Below are 18352 nucleotides of genomic sequence, written 5' to 3' on the forward strand. Positions count from 1 at the left end.
GCACCGCCTACCGCCCCCCTCCAACGCCGCCACCTCCTACCGACCACCCGCCAACGCCGCCACCGCCTCCGCGACCCGCGCCGCCCCGTCCTCCCCCGCCATCGCGCTGGCCGCCGCCTGCGCCCGCGTGCGCAGCGACGCGTCCGTGACGGCCTGCCGGATGGCCTCCGCCAAGCTGCCGGCCGTCAGATCGGCGAACCGGACCGGCACGGTGGCCGCACCCACGCGCACGAGCCGGTCGGCCCAGAAGGGCTGGTCGGCCATCACCGGCACGGGCACGCTCGGGACACCGGCGCGCAGCGCCGCGGCTGCCGTGCCGGCGCCGGCGTGGTGCACGACAGCCGCCATGCGGGGGAAGAGGTGGACGTGCGGCAGCGCACCGACGCTCAGCACGTCGTCCCCCTCACCGGAGATCCCCGCCCAGCCCGCCTGCAGCACACCGCGGACACCCGCCTGCCGCAGCGCGTCCACCGCCAGGGCCCCCAACCGCTCGCCCTGCCCGGCGGCCATGCTGCCGAAGCCGATGAACACCGGCGGCGGCCCGGCCCGCAGGAAGTCCTCGACCTCGGCCGGGAGCCGGTCGTCCGCCGGAACGTGCGGCCACCAGTTGCCGACCACCCGCAAACCCTGCCGCCAGTCGGCCGGGCGTGGCACGAGGGTGGGGCTGAACCCGTGCAGCACCGGCCAGTTGCCCTGCTCCACGGCCCGCCGCCGCGCCCCCTGGGTGCGCGCGGGCAGGCCCAGCCGCGACCGCAACCGCCGCGCGGCCTCGGCGTGCAGGCGGTCCACGACCCGCTGGCCGAGTGCGCCCGCCGCTCGGTTGCCCCACCTCCCCAGCGAGCGGGTGCCGCCGACGACCGGCGGGAACTCCCGCGTCGGCAGGGTGGGTTGGAGGTAGACCCCGAGGCTGGGCGCGTCCATCGCCTCGGCGAGGTGCCAGCCCAGCGGCGCGGTGGTGGTGCCGAGCAGGAGCAGGTCGGCGCCGGGCGCAGCCGCGTCGGCGAGCCCGTCGCCGAGCCGCTCGATGAACGCGGCCGCCCGCGTGAGCAGTTCGGTCCGGCCTCTCTCCGAACGGGCGGGCGTCCCACGCGGGTCGACCGGCAGCGGGCGGAACTCCAGGCCGCTGTCGACCACCAGTTCGCGGAAGGTCTCCGGCGCGGCGAGCGCGACGTGGTGCCCCTCACCGCGCAAGTGCGCCCCGAGTCCGGTGTAGGGCGCGACGTCGCCGTGGGAGCCCGCGGCCATCAGGAGGATCCTCATCGTGCCACCTCGGACCGCGTCGCCTCGGATCGCGTCGTGGTGCATCCGGTCGCCTCGAATCCCGTCACCTCGGAGTCGCCGCCCGCGCCGTGCCGTTCGGCGTTGCGGCCGATGGCGGTACGGAGGTAGCCGGCCAGCCCGGGGCGCTGATCGGCGGCCGGTACGACGAGGGCGAAGGCGCGGGCGTCCGCCTCGTAGTCGTCGGCGATCCGGCAGTGCATCTCGGGCGGGCAGGGCGTGAACCAGCGGGTGATGTGCTGTCGGTGCTCCTCGGCGAGGTCCAGCACGGCCTCGTGGTCGGCCGGCAGCCTCTGGTCGAAGGCGTCCAGCAGCCGTCCGCGCCACTCCGCGGCCTCCGCCATCAGCTGCCGCCAGTCCTCCTTCGAGTGGGTGGCGGCGCGGGCCAGGGCCTCCTGGTGGCTCTCCCGCTCACCCCACTTGAGGTGGGCGTCGGCGGCGTAGCTGAGGTCGAAGACGACGTCGCCGAAGACCTCGAAGCGCTCCTCCGGGCCGAGTTCGACCCCCGTGCGCTGGACCTCGATGGCGCGCTCGGCGACGTCGACCAGCTTCTGCAGCCGGGCAATCTGCTCGGTGAGCGCCTGTCGTCGGGCCAACAGGTGGTCGAGGGCGTTGGCCTGCGGGTCCGCCAGGATGTCGGCGATCTCCTCGAGCGGGAAGCCGAGTTCCCGGTAGAAGAGGATCTGCTGGAGCCTGGCGAGGTCCGCGCCGCTGTAGAGCCGGTAGCCGGCCGGGCTGCGTTCGCTGGGCGACAGCAGCCCGGACCGGTCGTAGTAGTGCAGGGTCCGAACGGTGACCCCGGCGAATCCTGAGACCTGTCCCACCGACCAACTCATGAGTCCCTCCCGTGCATCCGTTACCTCCGCGCATCCGATACCGCCGTGCATCCGTGCATCCGTGCATCCGCGCGTTCCGCTGCGCCCCACCGTGCGGCCTGACGTGGGGTAAGGGTCAACCCGCGTCCCGGCGTCCCGGAGCGCGCGTCGGACGGCCGACTGCAGGACCGGTGATAAATCGGTTGCGAACTGACCGCGATGCGTGAAAGCGTACGAACAGCCGTGCAGGACCAACGTTTTCAGAAGGGAGGCCCGCCATGATCAGCGGTATACGACCAGCAGCTGTGCCGGGCCTCGTGCTCGGTGACACCCCGGCTCGCGCTTCGACGCGTGAGCCGCACCCGGCCTGACGTCTGCCCACACCCCAGCGGCGCCACGGCTCGGCGCACCTGCTGCTCACCTCCTCGTCGAAGTGCTCTTCGTGCCCCCTTGCACGTTCGACCACGAGGAGCCCCGGTGTCCGACACCCACCGGCCCACCACCGTCACCCTGCCCACGCTCTGCGCCCTGCCCGCCACCTGGCACAGCGAGAACGGCACGCCCCCGCCGCGCCGCCTGATCGCCGCCGACGACTCCCTGCGCGCCGAGGCCGCCTACCGGCTCGCCTGCGAGGGCACCGCCCTGCTCTGGCAGGGCGGCTACCCCGATGCGCTCCGTCTCCTGCACGCCATGCGCCGCCGCGCCGAGCGGCGCCGACCCCGATCCGCATCCGACTCCCCGGCCGAGGCCTTCCGGCAGCACCGCCGCGAGCGCGCCCGCCTCGCGCGCGTCCTCGGCATGCTGCTGGTGCCGCTGGACACGGGCCACCGTGTACGGCTCGACCGAGCCCCCGACGTCCGCGAGGCCTGCCTGGCGGCCTATGGACCGTTCCTTGACAACAGAATCGTGTCCCTGCGCGAACTCCTCGGTGTGATCGGCGCCCACCAGTGGCGCATCCGGGGCGTCGAGGTCCCCGCACTCGGCGCCCGCATCCACCCGCACTACGGGGTCTTCTCGCCGGTCCGCGGCGAGTACGTCGACCTCGTCGCCCGGGCGCCACTGCCACCGGCCGCCCTCCTCCACCCCACCGCCCACGACCTCGGCACCGGCACGGGGGTGCTCGCGGCCGTCCTCGCCCGGCGCGGCCTCCGCCGGGTCCTGGTCACCGACGCCAACCCCCGGGCGCTCGACTGCGCCCGCGACAACGCCCGCCTCCTCGGTCTCGCCGACCGCATCGAGACCGCCGGCACCGCCCTCTACCCGCCCGGCGACGACCGGACCGCCCTGGTCGTCTGCAATCCCCCGTGGCTCCCCGGTCGACCGACCTCCGCCCTCGACCGGGGCGTCTACGACCAGGGCAGCAGCATGCTTCACGGCTTCCTCGACGGTCTGGCCGGCCGTCTACTGCCCGGCGGAGAAGGCTGGCTCGTCCTCTCCGACCTGGCCGAGCACCTCGGCCTGCGCTCCCGGGCCGACCTCCACAACGCCATCGCCGGGGCTGGCCTGCGCGTCACCGGCCGCCTCGACACCGTCCCCCGCCACCCGCGGGCCACCGCGCCCCGCCGGGCCGACCCGCTCCGGACCGCGCGTGCCGCCGAGGTCACCTCGCTCTGGAGGCTCGCCCCCGCGTAACGCCCAGCCACCCGCCGCACACACCGTGGAGCCGACCGATCCCACCCGTGGGCACACCCGCCCCGAGGTACCTAGCCTGGTGGTAGGAGGCGATGGACATGCTTGGAGACGCACCCCTGTTGGCCATGATCCCAGCCGCCGATCTGGCCCGCGCCAAGGCGTTCTACACCGACACCCTCGGTCTGAAGCTCACCGAGGAGAACCCACAGGGACTCACGTTCCAGTGCGGCGGCACCCAATTCGGCGTCTACGAGACACCCAGCGGCGGCCAGGCCGCCCACACGCTCGCCAGCTTCAAGGTCAGCGACCTCGACGCCGAGATGGCGGCTCTGCGCAGCCGCGGCATCACCTTCGAGGACTACGACTTCCCCGGCCTGAAAACCGTCAACGGCATTGCCGAGGCCGACGGCCTGCGCGCCGCCTGGTTCAAGGACAGCGAAGGAAACATCCTCTGCGTGAACGAACTCACCACCACGTAACACCCGCCCGCCCCACACCCGTAGCTCCGTCGGACGGCAGCGGGAGCGGCTGTCCGACGGAGCTGGTCGCCGCCCTGAGGTCACCGCCCGCGCACCCGACGCCGGACCGCGCGCACCGCGGCCACCGGGTCGAAGGCGCCCGGGCGGTCCCGGGTCAGCGGGTAGCAGGCGAAGCCGATCAGCGCCGCGCTGAAGTGGCCGACGCCGGTGTAGTCCCGGCTCTGCTGGAGACCCAGGCCGTAGACGACCAGCACCCCAGCCGCGTACAGGTACCGCCAGGGCCGCACGACCAGGTAGGTGAGCACCGCGACCACCCCGGCGAGCGCGTAGCTGACGCCGTAGTCGAGGGTGAAGACGGCCTTCGGGGAGGCGAGCCCGCGGTGGATCGCCCAGCCGAGCGCGCCCTCACTGAGGTAAGTCGCGCCGACGTGCGCGAGCAGCGCCACCGAGATCCAGCGCAGCGTGCCGAGCCAGCGCTCGGCGGGCACGTGGAAGAGGTTGTAGAGGAGGAAGTAGGCCAGCCATCCGCCGCCCGCGATCCACAGCGCGCTGGTCACCAGGACGCGGACCGGCGACGTCTGCAGGTGGTGCAGGTTGGTCGAGCGCCGCTCCAGGATGCGGTCGGCGGTCGACGGGTCGACGTGCCGGATCACCTGGGTGGTGACGAGCAGGATCGCCAGCCAGGCGTAGGTGCCCGGGGCGCGCCGGACGTAGGCCCACACCGCGCGGGCGGTCCGCGCCCACCGGGGCCGCCGGCGCACCTCGGAGCCCGTCACGGTGCTGCCGGCCATCGACGCCTCCTCGACACTCCCCCACCCACCCTCACCCCGCCCGACCGCCGCCCGCCGCCGCGGCAGCCCGTCCGGGTGATCCGTCGCCACCCCCACCCGCACCCCTCACCGCTCCCAGCGCTCCCACCGCCCGCCCGACCACGACTCCCGACCGCCCACCCGACCGACGCCCGGCCGGCTCCCGGCCGCCACCTGCCGCTGACGTACGCTGGCGCCCTGACTCTCCCGGCCACGACCCCTCCGGCCACGCACCGGGCGTGCCGGCACCGGGAACCCGCAGAGCAAGGGCACCAGGCACGATGAGCGATCGGCTCGACACGAGACCACCGACCGACACCGAGGCCTCCCGGCACCCCGCGTGGAGAGCCGCCGCCCGTCTGCGGCTCACCGCGGCGTACGTCCTGCTGCTGACCCTCACCGCCTCCTGGCTCGCCGGCCAGGGCCACGCCGAGCGGGCCAGGTTCGTCCGGCACAACAGCAGCAACGTTCACCACATGGAAGTCGGCAAGTGGTGGACGGTCATCACCAGCGGACTGGTGGTCGACGGCGTGCCGGCCTGGGCGGGCATCGCGGCGGTCGCGGTCGTCCTGGGCCTGGCCGAGTGGCGCTGGGGCCCCGCCCGGGCCGCCGCCGTCTTCGCCTTCGGTCACGTCGGCGCCACCCTGCTCACCGAGGGCGCGATGTGGGTGATGCTGACCGCCCACATCCCCGGCGCGCTCTCCCGGGCCAGGGACGTCGGCATCAGCTACGGCCTGGTCGCCACCGGCGCATGCCTGCTCGCCCTGGGCCCGGCCCCGCTGCGCCGCTACGGCCTCCCGGCGCTCGCCCTGGCCCTTGCCACCGCCTGGGCGCTGAACCAGCAACTCGCCGACGCCGGGCACCTCGTCGCGCTCGGCCTCGGCGTGCTCGCCTCCCGGACGGTCTGGCTGCGCGCCCGGGCGGCCCCCGCACCCCGCTGACACCGCTGACACCGCTGACACCGCACCAGCAGGACGGGCCGGACTCCCCTCGGGATCCGGCCCGTCGCCGTCCCCCCACTTCCACAGGCTCGACCCACCACCCCCAACACGTCCACCGAACAAGCGAGTTGACCGGACCGACCACCGCCGGAGGACCGTCTCGCACGCAGCCGTCCCCATCGACTCGATCGCATGCTCTTGCGGTACTCTGCAAATCTATGCCAGAGTGCGGGCATCGGATCGAATACGCCGAATCCCGTCACACATCGCTGAATCAGGGGCCCGCCCGCGCGGGTCATAGGGTGCATCCATGTCGAAGGTCTTGAGCAAGCTGCCGGTCGGTGAACGGATCGGCATCGCATTCTCCGGTGGGTTGGACACCTCCGTCGCCGTCGCGTGGATGCGCGAGCACGGTGCGCTGCCGTACGCCTACACGGCCGACATCGGCCAGTACGACGAGCCGAACCTCGCCGACGTCCCGGCCCGGGGCCGCGCGTACGGCGCCGAGCAGGCCCGGCTGGTCGACTGCCGGGCCGCGCTGGTCGAGGAGGGCCTGGCCGCCCTCGCCTGCGGCGCGTTCCACATCCGCTCCGCCGGGCAGACGTACTTCAACACCACCCCGCTCGGCCGCGCCGTGACCGGCACCCTGCTGGTCCGCGCCATGCAGGAGGACGGGGTCTCCATCTGGGGCGACGGCTCCACCTACAAGGGCAACGACATCGAGCGGTTCTACCGCTACGGTCTGCTCGCCAACCCCAGCCTGCGGATCTACAAGCCGTGGCTGGACCAGGCGTTCGTCGACCAGCTCGGCGGCCGCAAGGAGATGTCCGAGTGGCTCGCCGAGCGCGACCTGCCGTACCGGGACTCCGCCGAGAAGGCCTACTCCACCGACGCCAACATCTGGGGCGCCACCCACGAGGCGAAGCGGCTGGAATTCCTGGACGCCTCGATGGAGATCGTCAGCCCGATCATGGGCGTGGCCTTCTGGGACCCTGCGGTCGAGATCCAGACCGAGGACATCACCGTCGAGTTCGAGTTCGGCCGCCCGGTCCGGATCAACGGCCAGGAGTTCGCCAGCGCCGTCGACCTGGTCCACGAGGCCAACAGCATCGGCGGTCGCCACGGCCTCGGCATGTCGGACCAGATCGAGAACCGGATCATCGAGGCCAAGAGCCGCGGCATCTACGAGGCCCCCGGCATGGCGCTGCTGCACATCGCCTACGAGCGCCTGCTGAACGCCATCCACAACGAGGACACCCTCGCCACCTACCACACCCAGGGCCGCCGCCTCGGCCGGCTGCTGTACGAGGGCCGGTGGTTCGACCCGCAGTCGCTGATGCTCCGGGACAGCATGCAGCGCTGGATCGGCCACCCGGTCACCGGCAGCGTCACCCTGCGGCTGCGGCGCGGCCAGGACTACTCGGTCATCGACACCCAGGGCCCCCACTTCAGCTACCACCCCGAGAAGCTGTCGATGGAGCGCAGCGTCGACGCCGCGTTCGTCCCGGACGACCGCATCGGCCAGCTGACCATGCGCAACCTCGACATCGCCGACTCGCGCAGCAAGCTGGAGCAGTACGCGGTGCACGGCCAGCTGGCGCCGTGGAGCGGCCTGATCGGCGAGCTCGCCCCGGGCGGAGCCGCCCCGATCGCCGCGGGCACCGGCGACGCGGAGGAGTCCAACGCGCTCGACCACGCCGCGATCGAGTCCGGCACCGACTGACCCGCGCGGACCGACCGACGCGTCCGGCACCGACGCGTCCGGCACCGACGCATCCGGCACCGGCCGGCACGCCGGAGCGCACCCGAGGAGGCCGCCGCACCACACCGGTGCGGCGGCCTCCGCCGTTCCCGCCCGCACGCCCGGCCAGCGACTTCCTTCCCCCCGGCTTCACCCGAACAGCCGACCCGACCGTGCACCCCGGTCCCCGCCGTAGCTGAATGGCGGACGGGCGCCCGGCGACGGGAAGGCAGGAACCGCGATGGGTGAAGCGGTCGGTTCGATGCTGGCCTCGGCGGTGGCGGTCGCGATCAGCCCGCTGCCGCTGATCGCCGTGATCCTGATCCTCACCACCCCACGCGGCCGGAGTGGCCGGAGTGGACCGACCGGCCGGACCGACCGGAGCGGCCGCACCACCAGCCTCGCCTTCGCGGCCGGCTGGGTGCTCGGGCTCGCCGCGCTGGTCGCCGTGGTCGTGGCGGCCGGCAGCGCGCTGGGCCGGGCCCAGACCACGCCCACCTGGTCGTCCTGGCTCAAACTCGGCCTCGGGACACTGCTCGTCCTCTCCGCCGCGCGGAAGTGGCGCGACCGCCCCCGCGCGGGCCACGTCACGGCACCACCCGCCTGGCTGCGGGCGATCGACCGCTATCCGGCCACCAGGTCCACAGGCCTCGCGCTCGGACTCGTCGTGGGCAGTCCGAAAACCCTGCTCCCCGCCGTCGGCGGCGCCGCCTCGATCGCCGCCACCGGGTGCGGCCCCGGAGCCATGACCACGGCAGCGGCACTGATGGTGGTGATCGGGTCGCTCTGCACGCTCCTGCCGCTCGCGGTCCACCTGCGCGGCGGGGACCGCTCCGCCCGGACCCTCGGCGAGTGGCGGGCCTGGACGGCGACTCACCAGGCCGCGATCCTGACCACCGTCCCGGTCGTGCTCGGCGCCGAATACCTGGGCGACGCACTCTCCGGGCTCACCTGATCGACGCGCTCGCGCCGGCGAGCCGGCCCCGCTCGGCGAATCGCGCCCGCAGCAGGTCCACGCCCTTCGCGACCCCCGCCCTCACGCCTCCGCCCCGCCCTCGTCCGGGTGTTCCAGCAGGTAGTCGAGGTGGCGCCGTCCGAGGCTGTAGTAGGTCCGCGCGGTGGTGTGCGCGATGCCGAGCGAGCGGCCGATGTCGTGGTACGAGAGGCCCTCCCGGCGCAGCCGGACCACGTCGGCCTGGATCGGCGCGGCGCGCGCGAGCTCGTCCATCGCCCAGTCCAGGGCGTCGAGTTCGGCGAGCTCGTCCAGTTCGTCGTGGCTGGTGTCGGGTCGATGCTGGGCTATCACCCGCAGCCGTCTGCGTTCGGCGCGGCGGCGCTCGCGCAGGACATCGACCACCGCGTCCTTCACGACCTTGAAGGCGAAGGCCTGCGGATCGACGCTGGCCAGGGCGCGGCGCCAGTTCTTGTAGAGCGTGGTGCCGGCGCTCTGGACGGCGTCCTGGGCGTCCTCGCGGTGCCGCAGGCGCTGCTGGGCGTAGCGGAGGTAGCCGGAGTTCTCGCGGGCGAAGAAGGCCTCGAAGTCGGTCGGCGGGTCACCGAGCGGGTACGCCCGCAGGCCCCGCTCCTCGCCCGGCCCGGGGTCGTCCATGCACGCCCCCTTTCGTGGGTCCGCTGGCCGGCCCACCGGGTGGTACGCCGACGGCCCCGTCGGGGGCTCGTGGTGTAACCGTCCGGGAGGCACCGGATGTTGACCGGATCGGGCGGAAAATCGGCGAACGTTTCCGTTCACTTCCGAACAGCACCGCTGACCTGCCGGTTCGGGCGCTCCAGCCCCACCGGAACGCCCGCCACGTGACCCAGATCACACCTCGCGAGGCGCCGGCTTGACAAGCCCCGCGACACCACCCCTACGGCGCGGGCTCGACCGTCGCCGAGTCCATCGCGGCGGTCACCCGCTCCAGCAGTCCGCGCAGCGCCGCCAGGTCCTCGATCGGCAGCCCGGTGGCGGCGAGCAGCCGGCGCGGGACCTGCCCGGCCCGCTCGCGCAGCGCCGACCCCTCGGCCGTGAGGGCGACGGTGACCGACCGCTCGTCCTGCGGGCTTCGCTCGCGGCGCACCAGCCCGGCCGCCTCGAGCCGCTTGAGCAGCGGGGAGAGCGTGCCGGAGTCGAGCCGCAGCCGCTCGCCGATCCGCTTGACGGGCAGTTCGCCGTCCTCCCAGAGCACCAGCATCACCAGGTACTGCGGGTAGGTCAGCCCGAGGTCCCGCAGGAGCACCCGGTAGACACCACCGAAGGCGCGCGAGGCCGCGTTGAGCGAGAAGCAGATCTGCTGGTCGAGGCGGAGCAGTTCCTCGTCCGCCATGCCGGGGAGCGTGGTCATGGATCCATGGTACCGATCAGGTTCGCACCATTGAGTTGTGCGCAATTGAATTGCGTGCTCTACTTGGAGCGCGGCAGGGAACCGGACAGTCACCGGAACGAACGGCGACGCCACCGGGCCCCTCCGCATCCGAACAACCGCAGCACCACGAAGGGAACCGACCATGGACGCGCTCTACACCGCAGCCGCCACCGCCAACGGCCGGGAGGGCCGCGCCGTCAGCTCCGACGGGCAGCTGGACCTCGCGCTGGCGATGCCGCCGGCGCTCGGCGGCAACGGCCAGGGCACCAACCCCGAGCAGCTGTTCGCGGCCGGCTACGCCGCCTGCTTCGCGAGCGCCCTCGGCCTGGTCGGCCGCCAGGCCCGGGTGGACACCAGCGAGGTCTCGGTGACCGCCGAGGTGTCCATCGGCAAGGACGGCGCCGGCTTCGGCCTCGCCGTCGTGCTGCGCGTCGAGCTGCCCGAGTCCCTCGCGGGCGAGACCGGCGAGCTGCTGGTCAAGCAGGCGCACGAGGTCTGCCCGTACTCCCGCGCCACCCGGGGCAACATCCCGGTCGAGCTGGTCGTCGAGTGACCACGCTCTGCGACCCGCCATACGGCGCGTAGCCTCCGCAGGCACACCGGGCCCGCCGCACAGCACGTGCGGCGGGCCCACCGCCATGCCCGGAGCCGCGCCCCGCCCCCGGCTGCGCCCCTACTCCACCCCGCCGGGCCCGCCGCCTCCCGGCCCGTTCGCCGAGCGCAGCGTCTCCAGTCTGTGCCGGTACTCCTCCGCGTCGATCTCGCCCCGTGCGAACCGCTCCGCGAGCACCTGCTCCGGGGTCGGCCCCGACCCCCAGCCGCGCGCGCCACCCGGTCCGCGCCCGCCGGCGCCCGCTGCCGCCGGACCGTACGGGATCGGCTGCCGCGAGCGCGAGACGTACCGGAACAGGACGACGGCGAGGACCACGATCAGCGCCAGGAGCAGCAGCGATCCGACCACCATCAGCCCGACGCCCCAGCCGTTCATGCCGTGGTCGTGCCCGTACCCATGCCAGTGCCTCATCAGGACCTCCTCCTCCGGCCCGCCCGGGCCCGCCGAGGTGATCAGCGCCTTACCACCATCGTGCGCCCGTCAGCGGTGAAAGCGCTGTGAAGAAAGCCTGAGAAAACGTTCCTGCGCACAGGCGGGCGCCCGCGGGGTAGCGTGCCGCTCGTGACCCCGCACCCGCGCATGACGCACCACCCGCCCGACGACGGCCGCTCCCCCGAGCAGCTCGTCGCCGCCGGGGTGCTGCGGCGCCATGCGGACCCCAGCCCCCACCCGGCGCTCGGCCGCTCCCCGATCGCCTACGTCGCCACCGCACTCTGGGCCGAACTCACCGCCCTCGCCATCGCACCGTCCGCCGCCGAGGCCACCGCCACCGCCCTGCTGCACACGATCGCCGGCCAGGCCGTGGACGCGGCCCTCGCCCCGGGCAACGAGCGCGCCCCGCGCGACGACCTGTACGTGACCGACCCCGCCCACATCGGCCCGCACCGCCGCGCGGTCTGGTTCCAGCGCTCCGGCCCGCACGGGCCGATCACCGCCGCCTTCGCACCCGTGAACCACAGGCCGTGAATCACAGCTGTGAACCACAGGCCGCGAGACCAGAAGCCGTCAACCGCAGGCCGGGAACCACAAGCCGTGAACGGCGGGTCGCGGTCGTACGCCGGAGTAGCCTTCAGCGCTCGACCCGCAGGCTGTGGCAGACCCAGCTGAGCCGGTCCGGACCGCCGATCGGCGGCCGGTCGTGGTACGTCCCGTCCGCAACCGACAGGTTGACGATCAGGTACGCGTGCCAGCCGGACCCCACCCCGTGCAGGTCCGCGTAGACCAGCTCGTCCTCGACGTACCAGTCCACCGAGTGCGCGCCGAGCACCACCCGCAGGGCGAAGGTCGCGCCGGGGGCGATCCCGGCACCGCCGCCGTGCCAGTACCGGAAGCCGCCCCGGACGTGGTTGGAGATCTCCAGCAGGTCCGGGTTGTCGGGGTGGTACTCGAAGAGGTCCACCTCGTTGCCGCCGTCCCGCCAGGTCCAGATCGCCGGCCAGGCGCCCAGTTCGACCGGCAGCGTCACGCTCGCCGACAGCACGTCCCCGGTGTGGACCTGGAAGCCGTCGGGGCTGCCCTCGGTGGTCAGCAGGTTGCAGCTCCACAGCCCGCCGCTGTGCCGCCGGGTGGCGGTGAACACGCCGCCGGGGCAGTAGTCGCGGACGAGGTAGTCGAGCTTGTGATCGCTCCGATTGGTCGGCCCCATCCGGGGATAGGCGCTGCTGCGCCCGGCGATCCACTGCCTGGTCGAAGTGAAGTCCGCGTCGAACACGACTGTCACGGCCGCCTCCCCGGTGCCCCGGTGCCCCGGCAGTCCGATCAGCCAGGCACACAAAGTGAGTTACCCGATACGCTCCGCTGTATGCGAAGCGGGCCACCCGGGTCCGGGCCGGACCTGGCAGCCACCGCGGAGCTGCGGATCAGCCGACCGGAGCCGCGCCCCCGGTCCCGGCCCCGAGCCGGTCGGTCACCGACACCACGCCGTCCACCGAGCGGCACAGGTTGAGCACGATCGGCACCAGGTGCGCCTCGGGCACGGTGCCGCTGAGCACCACCCGCCCCTGGGTGACCTCCACCCCGATCTCGGCCGGGCTGACCCCGTCGATCCGGCCGAGCACCTCCTCGACGATCTCCCGCCGGATCACCGTGTCCTCGCGCAGGAACACCCGCAGCAGGTCGCCCCGGCTGACCATGCCGATGACCCGCCCCTCCTCGTCCAGCACCGGCAGCCGCTTCAGCCCGTGCCGGCTCATCGTGCGGGCGGCCGCGACCACGCTGGTGCCGGGTGTGGTGCAGACCGGCTGAGCCGTCATCAGGCCGGCGGCCGTGACCTCGCCGTCCGGGCCGGCCTGCGCCGACTCGGGCCCCGGCAGCAGGCTGCCCGGATCCTCCTGCGCGGCCAGGGTCCGCAGCAGGTCGGCCTCCGAGACCACGCCGAGCGGCCGCCCCTCCGGGTCCACCACCGGCACCCCGGTGATGTGGTACTCGCTCAGCAGCGCCACGATCTCCCGGAACCCGGTCTCGGGCGAGACCAGGACCACGGGGCTGGTCATCACGGATTCGACGGTGGCATGCCGCACGCCGGTTCACCTCGTCCAACGCTGCTGGTCCGACCGGGCGCGGATCGTCCCGGCCGGTTACCCGCAGCATGGCGCGCGGCGGCCACGACCGCCAGGGGCCAAGGGGCCGAACGGGTGGGACCTTGGGCCCCGGACCGCGAACGCGGCCCTCATGCCTCCCCCTCCGCGCCCCGGTGGTGCGCCCGCCACCCCGGACGGCGCAACCATCACATGATCGACTCGTTGGACCGTCCACCACGACAGCACCACGGCTTACGGGAGGCCCCTTTGCCAGGACGGACGGTGGGCGCGGCACCGCCGGCCCAGGGAGTCGCGGCGCGTCCCGTGGCGCAGGCGGAGGCCGCGCTGGTGCGCCACTACCGCAGGCTGGTCCGGCTCGCCTACCTGGCCCTGCCCGCCGACCGTGACCGGCACAGCCGGGTGCTCGCCGCCCACGCCGCCGTCCAGCGCGCGCTGCCCTCCCGCTGGCCCCGCCGGGACGAACCGGCGGCCACCGGGGCGGACCCGGTGTACGCCGCGCTGCGCCTACGGGTTCTGCGCGCCGCGCTCCGCCCGCACCCGGCCGCCCGGCTGCTGGCACCCCGGGTCTGGGGGCTGCGGCTGTTCACCCCGCACGGCGGCGAGGAGGACGCGGGGCTCGACCACGCGCTCGCGGCGCTCGACGCCCCGGCCCGGGCGGCCTTCGCCCTGCGCACGGTCGAGGCGCTGACCGCGGACCAGGCCGCCGAGGTGCTCCGGCAGGCGGGGGTGGCACGGCCTCACGAGGCGGTCGCCGCAGCAGCCGCGGTCCCGTCCGGCCCGGACCGGGAGCCGGCCGCATTCGACCCGTGCGCCGTCCGGGTGCAGCCCACCGACCTGCTGCGCCGCCGCCGGACACTGACCGCGGCGCTGGCGGTCGGCGTGCTCGGGCTCACCACCACGGCCGCCGTGCTGGGCGGTTCCGCCGCCACGGCGCCCGCCGGTCCGGCCTCCGCGCTCCCGCCGGGCGCCGTCGACCCGGCCCGGCTGGTCCGGGTGGCACCGGACGCGTGGCAGCACACCGCCCGGGTGGACTTCTCCGCCTGGCCCGCCCGGGGCGACCGCCGCGAGGACGGCGCGCTGCTCGGCCGCGCGCTGACCGCCTGGGCGCGGCCCGGCCCGCAGACCCGCGCCGAAGTGGGCACGGACACCGCTCCGCCCGCCGAAGCGCCGCACCTGCTGTTCGCCGGAACGGTGGAGGGCACCGGCGTGGTGGTGCTGTACGACGGTCGGCGGATCGCCCGCTACACCGACGGCAGCGACGGCGGACTCGACCTCGCCCGGGCCGACGACTCTGACCTGACCACGGCGGGCGCGGTGGCACTGCGCCGCCCGGGCGCCGCCGTCCGCTACCTGCTGGCACCCTGGGTGGACTCCGCCGAGACCCGCCGGATCGACCAACCCGACGCCCCCGCCCGCCCATTGGACCACCCCGGGGGCATCACCGCCGCCGCTCCCGGCGGCGGGCTCGCCGACTGCCAGGGCGCCTCCCTGCTCCAACTGCGCTCCTCCCCGGTGGTCGCCGAGAAGCACGTCTTCCTGCTGGCCGACCTGGGCGGCCTCGTCCCCGCGCACCTCACCTACGCCCCGCCGCCGGACCGCGCCCCGTCCGACCGCAGTCAGCCCGACCGCTCCCCGTCCGCCCAGCCGGCCCCCGAGCCGCGCGAGGTCACCGCCCAGGACGCGCTGCAGGCCTGGTCACGGGCGGGCTGCGCCGTCCCGGACGGCAAACCGGGCGTCAAGCAGCTCAACCTGTGGGCCTTCGCCGTCCAGCCGCTGCCGCAGAACGCGGGCTCGGCCGCCTGGGTGTGCCTGCGCGCCGACCGCTGGAACGGCGAGGGCAGCGCCGCCACCGCCGTCGTCCTGCCGACCGCCCGCGGCCCGCAGTGCACTGGCGGCGGCCCCGGCCGGGCGTGCAGCCGGTTCGAGCAGGACACGGTGGCCTGGACGTGGTGGCGCTCCCCGCAGGGCACCGAGTACCTGCTCGCCGCGGGCAGCCGCCGGGCCACCCGGCTCACCGTCAAGGGCCCGGACTGGTCCGCCGACCGGCCCGTCCCGGACCGCACCCTCGCCGTCGAGCGCTCCGCCCGCACGGCCGTCCAGGTGGAGGCGCTCCTCGACAACGGCACCCGCATCGGCCCGCCGCACTGAGCCCCGCACCCGGGAGTCCGCTCAGCCCGCGGCATCGGCCGCACGGGAGGGCTCCGCCTCGTAGTCCGGCAGTTCGACGCTGCTGACCTCCTTGCCCAGCTCCAGCATCCGGTCCAGCGCCCACCGCCGGTTCAGGACCGCGTTGCGGAACCGCAGCCCGGTCGCCGTGCGCGGTGCCAGGAACGGCCCGGTGCGGTCGCCGCCCTTCTGGCAGCCCTGCGCGTAGCCGCGCAGCAGCTGCTCGTACCGCGCGAAGGCGGCGCGGTGGTCACCGCCCGCCCGGGCCAGCTCGCCCGCCAGGACGTACGCGGCGACCACGGCCGTACCGGTGCCCATGCCGCCGATGGTCGCGCCGCACGCGGCGTCGCCGATCAGGGCGATCCGGCCGTGCGACCAGGTCGGCACGTCGGACCGGCTGATGGAGTCGAAGTACAGCTCGGGGGCGGCGTCCAGGCTCTCCAGCAGCTGCGGCACCCGCCAGCCGAGGCCCGCGAAGGCGGACCGGACCAGTGCCTTCTGCTGCGCCTGGTCGTGGCGGTCGTAGCGCAGTTCGGGCGAGGCGAACAGGCAGAACGCGCCCGCCCTGCTCGGGTCCCGGTGGGTGGCGCCGACGGACATCAGCCGCCCGGGGACGTTCAGGCCCACCGCTCCGACCGGCAGTCCGAGGTCGTTCGGCAGCTGCCAGGTGGCCGCGTAGTAGCCGAGGTGGCGCACGTAGCGCTCCTCCGGGCCGAAGGCGAGCCGACGGACCGTGGAGTGCAGGCCGTCGGCGCCGATCACCAGGTCGAACTCGCGCGGCGCGCCGTGCCGGAAGGCGACCCGGACGCCGCTCGGCGTCTCCTCGAGCGCGGTGATCGAGTCGCCGAAGACGTACTCGGCGCGGGCGCTGCTGTGCCGGTACAGCAGCTGGGCGAGCTCCCCGCGCGGGACCTCCACGTCGCCGCCCGCGAACTCGGCGGGCAGGTGCAGCAGCCGGCGCCCGTCGGCGGCCACGAAGGTCATCGGGCTGCCGCCGGTGCCGAGTGAGCGCAGTTCGTCGAGCACGCCCATCCGCTCCAGCACGGTCAGGTGGGTGCGCCCGCGGAAGTCGACGTCCTGGCCGCCGTCGCGCAGCGCCGGGGCCAGCTCGACCACCGTCACCTCGAAGCCGTACCGGCCCAACCAGTGGGCCAGCGCGGGGCCGGCGATGCTCGCGCCCGAGATCAGGATCTTGGTGCTCATGGGACCACTCCGTCCGAGGATCGAGAAACTGCGTCTGGCAGACACTGTTTGTTGCTGTGTACGGTAGACACAGTTGGAGCGGACAGGCAACCCCCGAGGCGGAAGCCAGGACAGGAGCGGACGATGAGCGAGGCGGCGAACGACACGGTGCGGCTGCTCTGGGGCCCGCCGGCCAAGCCGACCCGGGGGCCGAAGCCGGCCCTCAGCCTGGAGCGGATCGCCGCCGCGGGAGTGGAGGTCGCCGACGCGGAGGGCCTGGGCGCGGTCTCGATGCAGAAGGTGGCCGGGCTGCTCGACTTCACCAAGATGTCGCTCTACCGCTACGTCCCCGGCAAGGCCGAACTGATCGCCCTGATGGTCGAGTCGGCGTTCGACCAGCCCCCGCTGCCCGCGGACGGCGCCGGCTGGCGGGACCGACTCACCGCCTGGGCCCGCCACTTGGCCGCCTCCTTCGTCCGGCACCCGTGGCTGCTCGACGCCACCGTCGGCCCGCGGATCATCGGCCCGAAGGAACTCTCCTGGCTGGAGGGGGTGGTGGCGGCGCTCGACGGCCACGGGCTGACCGGCCCCGAGCGGATGGACGCCGCCGTCCTGCTCGCCGGGCACGTCCGCGGGATCGCCGAACACTCCCGTGCCGCGGGCCCCTCCGGATCCCCCGAGGCCGAATTCCTCACCGCCCTGGGCACCGTGGTGCGCCGGCACGCCGATCGCTACCCCGCCGTCGCCGCCGCCATGTCCGAGCCCGCCGGCCGCGACCAGGCCCTCGATTTCGGCCTCGAGCGCATCCTGGACGGCCTGGCCGCCCTGATCGAGCGCCGCACCCAGCAGGCCTAGCGAGGCCGCGGGCGCGGCGACACGGCGCGGGCGCGGCGAACCCGGGCCGGGCCCGGCGGGACCGACCCGGAAGACCGGTCGGAGCTTCGCCCGCCCGCTCGCTACGATCGCGCCCCATGGCGATGTTCGTGCACCTGACCGCCGCGGCCAACGCGCCGCGCATCCGCCGCTCCGGCATCCGGGCCGACAGCCGGGGCCAGGACGGGGCGCGCGGGCTCTACTGCTTCCCCGTACTGCCCTCGTACACGCTGACCCACCAGTGGCTGCGCGAGCTGGCCCGGTTCGGGCCCAAGGGCTCCCTGGCCGCGGTGCACGTCCGGCTGGACGACGCGCAGGAGGTGCTGACCGGGCACTACCGCGACCGGGCCCGGGGCGCCCAGGAGTCGGCGTCCGCCGCCGAGGCGGTCCGGCGGATCGGCGCGCTGCCCGATCCGCGCGGCTGGGAGGTCTTCGTGCCGCGCCCGGTGGGCGCCCGCGAGGTGCACCGGATCCGCGCCGTGCCGCAGGTCGCCGGCTGGCGCTACCTGCCGAACGCGCACGGCACCCGGCCCTGCACCTGCTTCGGCTGCCGGATCCGCGGTGAGTACGGCGGCCGCCGCCTGCGCGAGCGCCACCCGCACCCGCTGGACGGCCCGCCGCCGCCCGTCCCGGTCCTGCTCGCCCGGGTCGAGGCGGCCGGTGACCCCGGCGACCCGGCCGAGCTGCGGGCCGCCCTGCACTGGTTCGGGATGCGCCGCCGCGGCCCGGTGGACGCCCTGGCCCGCCTGGCCGCCCACCCCGACCAGGCCGTACGCACGGAGCTGGTCTGGGCCGTCGGCACCTGGTCCACCCCGGGCGTCAGCGAACTGCTGGACGGCCTCGCGGACGATCCGCACCCGGATGTCCGCGAGGCCGTCGAGGCGGTGCGGGACCGCTGAGGTTCCGCACCGCCCCCGGGT

19 protein-coding genes are annotated in these 18352 nt (G+C 74.5%); 10 read left to right on the forward strand and 9 right to left on the reverse strand.

Translation table 11 applies throughout. From position 1 onward, the window contains the following. Positions 1–36: 36 nt before the first annotated feature. Both ACZ3TI_RS16260 and ACZ3TI_RS16265 read right to left on the reverse strand, forming a co-directional pair. Entirely contained in the window at positions 37–1260 is a 1224-nt protein-coding gene (locus ACZ3TI_RS16260; RefSeq protein WP_465726861.1) for a glycosyltransferase, read from the reverse strand. After that, positions 1257–2114 (reverse strand): MerR family transcriptional regulator, encoded by an 858-nt coding sequence (locus tag ACZ3TI_RS16265; protein WP_465726862.1) that lies wholly within the window; start codon positions 2112–2114, stop codon positions 1257–1259. Before ACZ3TI_RS16265 ends, ACZ3TI_RS16260 begins: the two co-directional genes overlap by 4 nt. Positions 2115–2570: 456 nt before the next feature. On the opposite strand from ACZ3TI_RS16265, the gene ACZ3TI_RS16270 reads away from it, so the two are divergent. After that, positions 2571–3725 carry a methyltransferase gene (locus ACZ3TI_RS16270; RefSeq protein WP_465726863.1) on the forward strand — a complete coding sequence of 385 codons (1155 nt, stop codon included), beginning with the start codon at positions 2571–2573 and terminating at the stop codon, positions 3723–3725. Between the two features lie 92 nt (positions 3726–3817). After that, complete coding sequence (locus tag ACZ3TI_RS16275) at positions 3818–4204, forward strand: VOC family protein (RefSeq protein WP_465726864.1); 387 nt, start codon at positions 3818–3820, stop codon at positions 4202–4204. Between the two features lie 80 nt (positions 4205–4284). Here ACZ3TI_RS16275 and ACZ3TI_RS16280 read toward each other — a convergent pair whose 3' ends face one another. Further along, entirely contained in the window at positions 4285–4995 is a 711-nt protein-coding gene (locus tag ACZ3TI_RS16280; protein WP_465726865.1) for a rhomboid-like protein, read from the reverse strand. Between the two features lie 299 nt (positions 4996–5294). Between ACZ3TI_RS16280 and ACZ3TI_RS16285 the strand changes: the two genes are divergently transcribed. The 3 genes from ACZ3TI_RS16285 (at position 5295) to ACZ3TI_RS16295 (ending at position 8650) form a co-directional block, all read left to right on the forward strand. Next, the gene (locus tag ACZ3TI_RS16285; protein WP_465726866.1) at positions 5295–5954 is read left to right on the forward strand and encodes a rhomboid-like protein; all 660 of its coding nucleotides are present in this window, start codon (positions 5295–5297) and stop codon (positions 5952–5954) included. A 310-nt stretch (positions 5955–6264) separates the two neighbouring features. Further along, the gene (gene argG / locus ACZ3TI_RS16290) at positions 6265–7677 is read left to right on the forward strand and encodes an argininosuccinate synthase (protein ID WP_465726867.1); all 1413 of its coding nucleotides are present in this window, start codon (positions 6265–6267) and stop codon (positions 7675–7677) included. A gap of 259 nt (positions 7678–7936) precedes the next feature. Then, positions 7937–8650 carry a GAP family protein gene (locus ACZ3TI_RS16295; RefSeq protein ID WP_465726868.1) on the forward strand — a complete coding sequence of 238 codons (714 nt, stop codon included), beginning with the start codon at positions 7937–7939 and terminating at the stop codon, positions 8648–8650. Positions 8651–8731: 81 nt separating this feature from the next. On the opposite strand, the gene ACZ3TI_RS16300 is transcribed toward ACZ3TI_RS16295, so the two are convergent. After that, positions 8732–9304 (reverse strand): RNA polymerase sigma factor, encoded by a 573-nt coding sequence (locus ACZ3TI_RS16300; RefSeq protein ID WP_465726869.1) that lies wholly within the window; start codon positions 9302–9304, stop codon positions 8732–8734. A 259-nt stretch (positions 9305–9563) separates the two neighbouring features. Continuing rightward, positions 9564–10037: a MarR family winged helix-turn-helix transcriptional regulator gene (locus ACZ3TI_RS16305; protein WP_465726870.1), complete on the reverse strand. Its 474-nt coding sequence runs from the start codon at positions 10035–10037 to the stop codon at positions 9564–9566. A gap of 163 nt (positions 10038–10200) precedes the next feature. Between ACZ3TI_RS16305 and ACZ3TI_RS16310 the strand changes: the two genes are divergently transcribed. Then, on the forward strand, positions 10201–10611 hold the full coding sequence (locus ACZ3TI_RS16310) for an organic hydroperoxide resistance protein (protein ID WP_189921741.1): 411 nt from the start codon (positions 10201–10203) through the stop codon (positions 10609–10611). 120 nt (positions 10612–10731) lie between these two features. Here the strand turns inward: ACZ3TI_RS16310 and ACZ3TI_RS16315 are convergent, their stop codons facing one another. After that, positions 10732–11082 carry an SHOCT domain-containing protein gene (locus ACZ3TI_RS16315; RefSeq protein WP_465726871.1) on the reverse strand — a complete coding sequence of 117 codons (351 nt, stop codon included), beginning with the start codon at positions 11080–11082 and terminating at the stop codon, positions 10732–10734. 150 nt (positions 11083–11232) lie between these two features. On the opposite strand from ACZ3TI_RS16315, the gene ACZ3TI_RS16320 reads away from it, so the two are divergent. After that, positions 11233–11637 carry a hypothetical protein gene (locus ACZ3TI_RS16320; RefSeq protein ID WP_465726872.1) on the forward strand — a complete coding sequence of 135 codons (405 nt, stop codon included), beginning with the start codon at positions 11233–11235 and terminating at the stop codon, positions 11635–11637. 103 nt (positions 11638–11740) lie between these two features. Here ACZ3TI_RS16320 and ACZ3TI_RS16325 read toward each other — a convergent pair whose 3' ends face one another. Both ACZ3TI_RS16325 and ACZ3TI_RS16330 read right to left on the reverse strand, forming a co-directional pair. After that, positions 11741–12391 carry a LamG domain-containing protein gene (locus ACZ3TI_RS16325; RefSeq protein ID WP_465726873.1) on the reverse strand — a complete coding sequence of 217 codons (651 nt, stop codon included), beginning with the start codon at positions 12389–12391 and terminating at the stop codon, positions 11741–11743. A gap of 139 nt (positions 12392–12530) precedes the next feature. Further along, on the reverse strand, positions 12531–13163 hold the full coding sequence (locus tag ACZ3TI_RS16330) for a CBS domain-containing protein (RefSeq protein WP_465726874.1): 633 nt from the start codon (positions 13161–13163) through the stop codon (positions 12531–12533). Positions 13164–13514: 351 nt separating this feature from the next. On the opposite strand from ACZ3TI_RS16330, the gene ACZ3TI_RS16335 reads away from it, so the two are divergent. After that, the gene (locus ACZ3TI_RS16335) at positions 13515–15359 is read left to right on the forward strand and encodes a hypothetical protein (protein WP_465726875.1); all 1845 of its coding nucleotides are present in this window, start codon (positions 13515–13517) and stop codon (positions 15357–15359) included. A 21-nt stretch (positions 15360–15380) separates the two neighbouring features. Here the strand turns inward: ACZ3TI_RS16335 and ACZ3TI_RS16340 are convergent, their stop codons facing one another. Beyond that, positions 15381–16580 carry an FAD-dependent monooxygenase gene (locus ACZ3TI_RS16340; RefSeq protein ID WP_465726876.1) on the reverse strand — a complete coding sequence of 400 codons (1200 nt, stop codon included), beginning with the start codon at positions 16578–16580 and terminating at the stop codon, positions 15381–15383. Positions 16581–16703: 123 nt separating this feature from the next. Here ACZ3TI_RS16340 and ACZ3TI_RS16345 point away from each other — a divergent pair, with 123 nt between their 5' ends. Beyond that, the gene (locus tag ACZ3TI_RS16345) at positions 16704–17414 is read left to right on the forward strand and encodes a TetR/AcrR family transcriptional regulator (RefSeq protein WP_465726877.1); all 711 of its coding nucleotides are present in this window, start codon (positions 16704–16706) and stop codon (positions 17412–17414) included. A 116-nt stretch (positions 17415–17530) separates the two neighbouring features. Continuing rightward, on the forward strand, positions 17531–18331 hold the full coding sequence (locus tag ACZ3TI_RS16350) for a HEAT repeat domain-containing protein (protein ID WP_465726878.1): 801 nt from the start codon (positions 17531–17533) through the stop codon (positions 18329–18331). Positions 18332–18352: the final 21 nt, after the last annotated feature.

It is taken from the genome of Kitasatospora sp. NPDC023120, from assembly GCF_055560835.1.